Below are 6,255 nucleotides of genomic sequence, written 5' to 3'. Positions count from 1 at the left end.
GCTCGGCCTGCGCGAGGTCCAGCACCGTCGCCGCTGCCGAGGCCGCGGCCAGCGCGCCGGTCAGCGCCGCCGTGGCCGCCGCGACCGCGGCCTGGGCATCCGCCACGGCGGTGGAGCTCGGCCCCAGCGCATCCAGCGCCGCCTGGGCGGCCGCCAGCGCTTCGGAAGCCGCCAGCACCGCGGCGTCGGTCGCCGCCTTGTCGGCGGCCGCATCGGTGACGCCCGCCTCGGCGGTCTCCATCGCGGCCTGTGCCGCGTCGCGCGCCGCCAGCAGCGCCGCCGCCACCGCCGGATCGACCGGCGTCCCGCCCGTCCCGGCGGCGGCCCGCGCCGCCTGCGCCGCCTGATAGGCGGCGGTGATCTGCTGCACGGCGGCGAGCTGCGCCGCCCCGGTCACGCCGTTCACCTGCAAGGCCGCCGCGATGGCCGCGGGATTGGCAAGCGTCTGGTCGGCCACAAGGTTGGAGATCACCCGCGGCTGGCTGTCGAACACAGTGCCCGAGGGGCTGTCATAGCTGGTGGCCGGGCCAGGCGGTCCGAAGGCGCTCGGCTCGGCCAGCGCGTAGTTCGGGGTCAGGAGCCGCAGCATCGCCTGGTCGGCCGAGCCGAAATGGGTCATGCCCGGCTGGAAATTGTTGTAGGTGCCATCGACCGTGCGCAGCCCGGTCGGGATCAGCGGGCTGGTCACCAGCTGCGCCAGCGCGGCGGCGGGGTCCATGCCCTCGACCTGCGTCAGGCGGGTGTGCTCCTCGGCAATGAGGATCTGCGTCAGGATGTGCGAAAGGTCGTTCCGGTTCAGCGTAACCATGATGAAAATCCTTGCGGTGCTAATGAACCCAAAAGGGGCGGACACTTCGCAGCGTCGCGCTGCCCGCCGCCAAGCGCGAGTCCAGCCGTCGCAGTCATCGTGCGACCTGTAGAGGAAGGATTTTCGGCCCATGGTCCGACCCGGGCCAGACTTAGGTCGGGCTCCGAGGGCAGAAGGTCCGGAACGGCGTCGGACTACTGGATATCGGTGGGGGTCATCCGCAACGGCTGACGCCCCCGTCAGGCGGGGGCGTCTTCGACGCCGGCGGCGGGCGCAGCGTCAGCTCTCCGGTACGCCGCCGGAGAAGTTGCGGTAGAGGAAGCGCTCGGATCCGGTCTCGGCCTCGGTATCGGCCAGCTGGAACAGGCTTTCATGCAGCGCCGATTTCACGCAGGCCGGGTCGGCATTGGCCGCGTTCCCGGTCAGCGCGAAGGCCTGACAGCGGCAGCCGCCGAAATCGACCTCCTTGAAATCGCAGCTCTTGCAGGGCTCGGGCATCCAGTCGGTGCCGCGATAGCGGTTCAGCGCCTCGGCATTGTGCCAGATCCACTCCAGCGAGTGATCGCGCACCGAGGCGAAGTCCAGCCCGGTGATCGTCTCGGCGGCATGGCAGGGCAGCACCTTGCCCGAGGGCGAGATGTTGAAGAACTGCCGCCCCCAGCCGCCCATGCATTGCTTGGGCCGCAGCGCGTAATAGTCGGGCATCACATAGTCGATGGCCAGCACCCCCTGCAGCCGGGCCTGCGCCTCCTCGACGATGCGGGTGGTCTCCTCCAGCTGCGCCCGGGTCGGCATCAGCGCGGCGCGGTTCTTCAGCGCCCAGCCGTAATACTGCACATTGGCCACCTCCAGCCGGTCCGCCCCCAGCTCCACCGACATCTCGATGATGCCCGCCAGCTGGTGCAGGTTCTGCCGGTGCATCACCGCGTTGACCGTCAGGGGCAGGCCCAGCTCGCGCGTCCAGCGTGCCGCCTCCAGCTTCTTCGCATGGCCCTTGGCAAAGCCGCCCACCCGGTCGGCCACCATGGATTCGGCGCCCTGAAAGCTGATCTGCACATGGCTGAGCCCGGCATCGTAGAGCCGCGACAGCCTTTCGCGCGTCAGCATCACCGCCGAGGTGATGAGGTTGGAATAGAGCCCGACCTCGGTCGCATGCGCCACCATCTGCTCCAGATCCTTGCGCACCAGCGGCTCGCCGCCGGAGAAATGGATCTGCAGCACGCCAAGCTCGGCCATCTCGCCCAGCACCCGGCACCATTCGGCCGTGGTCAGCTCGGCGCGCGAGGTTTCGAGCTCCACCGGGTTGGAGCAATAGGGGCATTGCAGCGGGCAGCGATGCGTCAGCTCGGCCAGCACGGCCAGCGGCATGCCGTAGCTTGCGCGCGCGGCCTCGCCTGCGCGGGTGACGAGGGCGAAATCGTCTTTCATCTCGGTCATGCGGCCTCCGGGGCAGGCAGGACGAAGCCCTTGTCGGCAAGGTCCTGCAGCAGCGCCAGCACCTCGGCGGCAATGACGCCGGGTGGGGCTGTGTATTTCTCGTCCAGCGTCGCGGTGATCGCGGCGATGCTCACGGCGCCATCGCACATCCGCAGGATCTCGATGCAGATCTCGTCGGGCACCATGACCTTCTCCGGCACCAGCAATATCCAGCGGTCGCGCGCCTTGTCGAAGCGCAGCCGCGCGTGGCGGGCGAGGATCGGGCGGTCTTCGGGCCGCAGGTGCGGGCGGGGGGAACGCAGGCTCGACATCACGCCTCCGGCACAAAGGCACCGGGCGGGATGTGGCCGGTGACATAGGCATGATGCAGCGCGTCGAGCTGCACCCAGAGCACATCGGTCTTGAAGATCAGCGCCTCGCAGACCGCGGCGCGCTGTTCCGGCGTGCGGGCATGTTCGCGCACATAGGCCAGCGCGAAATCGGCATCGCGCGGTGCCTGCGTCAGGCGGCGCTGGAAATAGCGCATCACGCCGGGGTTGATGAAATCGTAATGCGCCAGCATTCCGGCGATGCGCTGCTCGTGGATCGCCGGGGCGAAGAGCTCGGTCATGCAGGAGGCGATGGCCTCCAGCGGGCTCTGGCTGCCGACGAAGCGCACATAGGCATCGACGGCAAAGCGCGTGGCGGGCAGCACTCCGGCGGTGCTTTCCACATAGGCGCGGTCCAGCCCCAGCCCGTCGGTCAGCTGCAGCCAGCGCTCGATTCCGCCCTCCGATCCCTCGGCCCCGTCGTGATCCTCGAGCCGGTGCCGCCACTCGATCCGCGTCGCCCGGTCGCGGAAGCGCGAGATCACCACGGCGTCCTTCAGGGGGATCGAGCTCTGGTAATAGAAGCGGTTCAGCGCCCAGGCCTGCACCTGCCCCTTGGTCAGCTGCCCGCCATGCAGCAGGTGATGGAAGGGATGCAGGTTGTGATAGCGTTTTTCACCGATCTCGCGCAGCCGCGCCTCCATCGCATCGGCGCTGTCGAGCGGCCCCGCGGGGCCGAGATCTGATCTCACCATGTCGAGCGTCATAGGCTGACCTCCAGTCCGGGCCGGGCCACGCACCATCCGGCGCGTTCGGCCTCCTGCCGTTCGGGCGAGCCCGGCAGGAGCACCGGGTTCGAATTGTTGATATGCACGAAGATCTTGCGCCCGATCTCCAAGCCGGCCAGCGCCGCGATGGCCCCGCCGACGCCCGAGATCGCCATATGCCCCATACCGAGCCCGGTCTTCTGCGACAGCCCGGCGCGGATCATCTCGTCATCGGTCCAGAGCGTGCCGTCGAAGAACAGAAGATCCGCCCCCCGAAGCCGCTCGGCCAGCTCCGGCGGCACCGCCGCGCAGGCTGGCAGCAGGAACAGGCTCCGCCCCCCCGCCGTCAGCCGCAGCCCGATGGTGTCGCCCTCCCGCGGTGCCGCCCCTTCGAGATACCAGGCGGGCTTGCCCGGCACGGCGAAGGCCTCCACCTCCAGCCCCGAGGGGCTGCCGTCCGGCAGATCGAGGCTCAGCGGCCTATCCAGCGCCATCGGCAGGCGCGGCACCAGCGCGGGGTTCAGCACGTTGAAGATGCTGTTTTCGGCCAGAACCTCCAGCACGTCGGGATGGGCATAGAGCCGGAACGGCGAGCCCTCGCGCAGCGACAGAAGCCCCGCCACCGCATCCACCTCGCCATTGGTCAGGATCACCCCGGCGATGGGCGAGTGGCGCAGCCCCTGCGGGTGCAGGGCGGGCGTCTCGATCAGCTGCTGGCGCAGGTCGGGCGAGGCGTTGATCAGGAACCAGTGCCGGTCGTCGGCGCTGACCGCCAGCGACATCTGGCCATTGCGCAGGGACGGATCGGCACGGGCGGCGCTGCAGCCGTCGCAGGCGCAGTTCCATTGCGGCAGACCGCCGCCTGCTGCGGACCCGAGGACCATGACACGAAGCATCCCGGTCTCCCTTCCGGTTCGCAGCAGGCTACGCCGTCACTTCTTGGCGCAGGCGTACATGTTGATTTCCATGCCCACCGGGGTCTCGTCGAACTTCGGGGTCTTCCAGGCCATGTCGGTCTCCTCCGTTAGCAACGGCTCTGCTGCCGTCTTTACGAAGTGTAAGGCTGCGACATTGCGTCACCAGCTATGCGCGCCATAGGTGCGAACCTATGGCTGCCTCATGCCTGCACCAGGAGCGGCGGCAGCGGGTGGATCACCGGGCGCGTCACCGCCGCCCCCGCCGCCTGCAAGGCCTCCAGCACCGCGTCGAACCGTCCCGAGCGGCGCAGCGTCGGCTGGATCAGCGCCACGATGCGCCGCGGCGCGAGCCCGGCGTGATAGAGCCTCAGCCCCGGCGCCGCTCCCACCGCCAATGCGGGCACGAGGCAGACGCCCAGCCCGGCCCGCACCATCGACAGCGCGGTCTCGAAGCTGCGCACCCGCGCCGCCATCCGGTTCTGCGGCAGCACCCCGGCATACCAGCTCTCGATCCGGCGGCTGTGCTGGGTGCCGAAGGCGATCTGGATCGAGGCATTCAGCACCGTCCGCCCCTCGGGTGGCAGGTCCTCCAGCCGCTCGATTCCATCGAGCACCAGCGCCTCGGGCACCGCCAGCACCATCGGGTCGTCGAGCATCGGGATCTGCAGGAAGCCGGTGCTCGCCTCGGAGATCGAATTCGCCGCCAGAAGCCCGATATCGGCACGGCGCGAATAGAGCATTTCCAGGATATCGGCCGGCGCGCCCTCCATCAGGTCGCAATCCATCTGGCCGAAGCCCGCCTCCAGCCGGGCCAGCGCCTCGGGCAGGATGGTGCGCAACAGCGACTCGATGCCTGCCAGCCGCAGCGGGTGGCGCTGGCCGCTGCCGAAGGCGGCAAGGCTGTCCTCCAGCTCCTGCATGCCGCGCAGCACATGCTCAGCCTTGCGCAGCATCAGCTTGCCCGCCTCGGTCAGCTCCATCCGGTTCGAGCGCCGCTCGAAGAGCGCGAGCCCCAGCCCCTGCTCGATGCCGATGATCTGCTGCGACAGCGAGGGCTGCGCGATGCCCAGAAGCTTCGCCGCCTCGGTCAGCGACTGCGCATGCGCCACCGCCCAGAAGGCCCGCAGTTTGCGCAGCGTGAGTTCCGGCCCCTCAGCCCCGGCGGGTCGCTGCAGGGCGCGCAGGCTGGTGGGATCGGCTTGCGGTGGGGCCTCGGCGGCTCTGGCGGGTTTCGGCATGGCATCCTCGCGCGGGTGGGGATGGCGCCAGCGTGACACCGCGCTGCGGGCCGGTCGCCTCCACCAAAAGAATGAGACGCGCAGTCTTGGGTTGCGGTTCCGCCCCCGCCCGTCGCAGCGTGATCGACAGCCACCAGATCGCCACGGCGGAAGCTGCCCCTGTTCCTCACCGCCGCCGGATTTTCCCCGGCCAAGGCCCGTCGTCCGGATGACGGGCTCTTGACAGTTCCGTGAGCCGGCGTCCTAACTTGGGCCGGCCCGTGGAATGCGTCATAGTGTCCCAGCAGGAGCCGCTGAAAACATCGACAGGGGGTTACCTATGTTCATCCGAGCGCGCCTGATGGCGACCGCGGCGATTGCCGCGCTGACGCTGACCGCAACCGGGCCGCTGCTTGCGGCGACACCGGACGACACGATCATCCAGGCCTATACGCTGGATGACATCATCTCGCTCGATCCGGCGGAAGTGTTTGAATTCACGGCCTCCGAGATCATCGGCAACAGCTACGAACCGCTGATCGGCTACGAGCTCGACGACGTGTCGAAGATCTTCGGCGTGGTCGCGGAAAGCTGGGAGCTGTCCGAGGACGGCATGACCATGTCGTTCAAGATCCGCGAAGGCAAGAAATTCGCCAGCGGCAACGACCTGACCGCCGAAGACGTGGTCTTCAGCCTCGTGCGCGGCGTGAAGCTGGACAAGTCGCCCGCCTTCATCCTCGGCCAGTTCGGCCTGACCGCCGAGAACGTCGACGAGAAGATCAAGCAGACCGGCGACTACAG

General features: G+C 68.8%; 7 protein-coding genes and 1 pseudogene. 1 reads left to right on the top strand and 7 read right to left on the bottom strand.

Annotated elements, in window-relative coordinates; translation table 11 throughout:
- The 7 genes and pseudogenes from C5F48_RS21280 to C5F48_RS21250 form a co-directional block, all read right to left on the bottom strand.
- A pseudogene (locus tag C5F48_RS21280) lies at nucleotides 1-808 on the bottom strand (peroxidase family protein); the annotation flags it as partial.
- A 279-nt stretch (nucleotides 809-1,087) separates the two neighbouring features.
- Nucleotides 1,088-2,236 (bottom strand): pyrroloquinoline quinone biosynthesis protein PqqE, encoded by a 1,149-nt coding sequence (gene pqqE / locus C5F48_RS21275; RefSeq protein WP_211314620.1) that lies wholly within the window; start codon nucleotides 2,234-2,236, stop codon nucleotides 1,088-1,090.
- A gap of 5 nt (nucleotides 2,237-2,241) precedes the next feature.
- Nucleotides 2,242-2,556: a pyrroloquinoline quinone biosynthesis peptide chaperone PqqD gene (pqqD, locus tag C5F48_RS21270; protein WP_107665768.1), complete on the bottom strand. Its 315-nt coding sequence runs from the start codon at nucleotides 2,554-2,556 to the stop codon at nucleotides 2,242-2,244.
- A complete protein-coding gene (gene pqqC / locus C5F48_RS21265) occupies nucleotides 2,556-3,320 on the bottom strand; it encodes a pyrroloquinoline-quinone synthase PqqC (RefSeq protein WP_107665767.1) in 765 nt (254 codons plus the stop codon). The genes pqqD and pqqC overlap by 1 nt, the downstream gene beginning before the upstream one ends.
- Entirely contained in the window at nucleotides 3,317-4,216 is a 900-nt protein-coding gene (gene pqqB / locus C5F48_RS21260; RefSeq protein WP_107665766.1) for a pyrroloquinoline quinone biosynthesis protein PqqB, read from the bottom strand. Before pqqB ends, pqqC begins: the two co-directional genes overlap by 4 nt.
- A 36-nt stretch (nucleotides 4,217-4,252) precedes the next feature.
- A complete protein-coding gene (pqqA, locus tag C5F48_RS21255) occupies nucleotides 4,253-4,330 on the bottom strand; it encodes a pyrroloquinoline quinone precursor peptide PqqA (RefSeq protein WP_107665770.1) in 78 nt (25 codons plus the stop codon).
- Nucleotides 4,331-4,437: 107 nt separating this feature from the next.
- Nucleotides 4,438-5,475, bottom strand: coding sequence for a LysR family transcriptional regulator (locus tag C5F48_RS21250; RefSeq protein ID WP_107665765.1), 1,038 nt, complete (start codon nucleotides 5,473-5,475; stop codon nucleotides 4,438-4,440).
- Between the two features lie 319 nt (nucleotides 5,476-5,794).
- On the opposite strand from C5F48_RS21250, the gene C5F48_RS21245 reads away from it, so the two are divergent.
- Nucleotides 5,795-6,255 (top strand): ABC transporter substrate-binding protein (locus C5F48_RS21245; RefSeq protein ID WP_258186547.1); only part of this gene is annotated, 461 nt, incomplete at its 3' end.

It is taken from the genome of Cereibacter changlensis JA139, assembly GCF_003034985.1.
GTDB lineage: Bacteria > Pseudomonadota > Alphaproteobacteria > Rhodobacterales > Rhodobacteraceae > Cereibacter > Cereibacter changlensis.
This window is presented reverse-complemented; position numbering and strand designations above follow the sequence as displayed.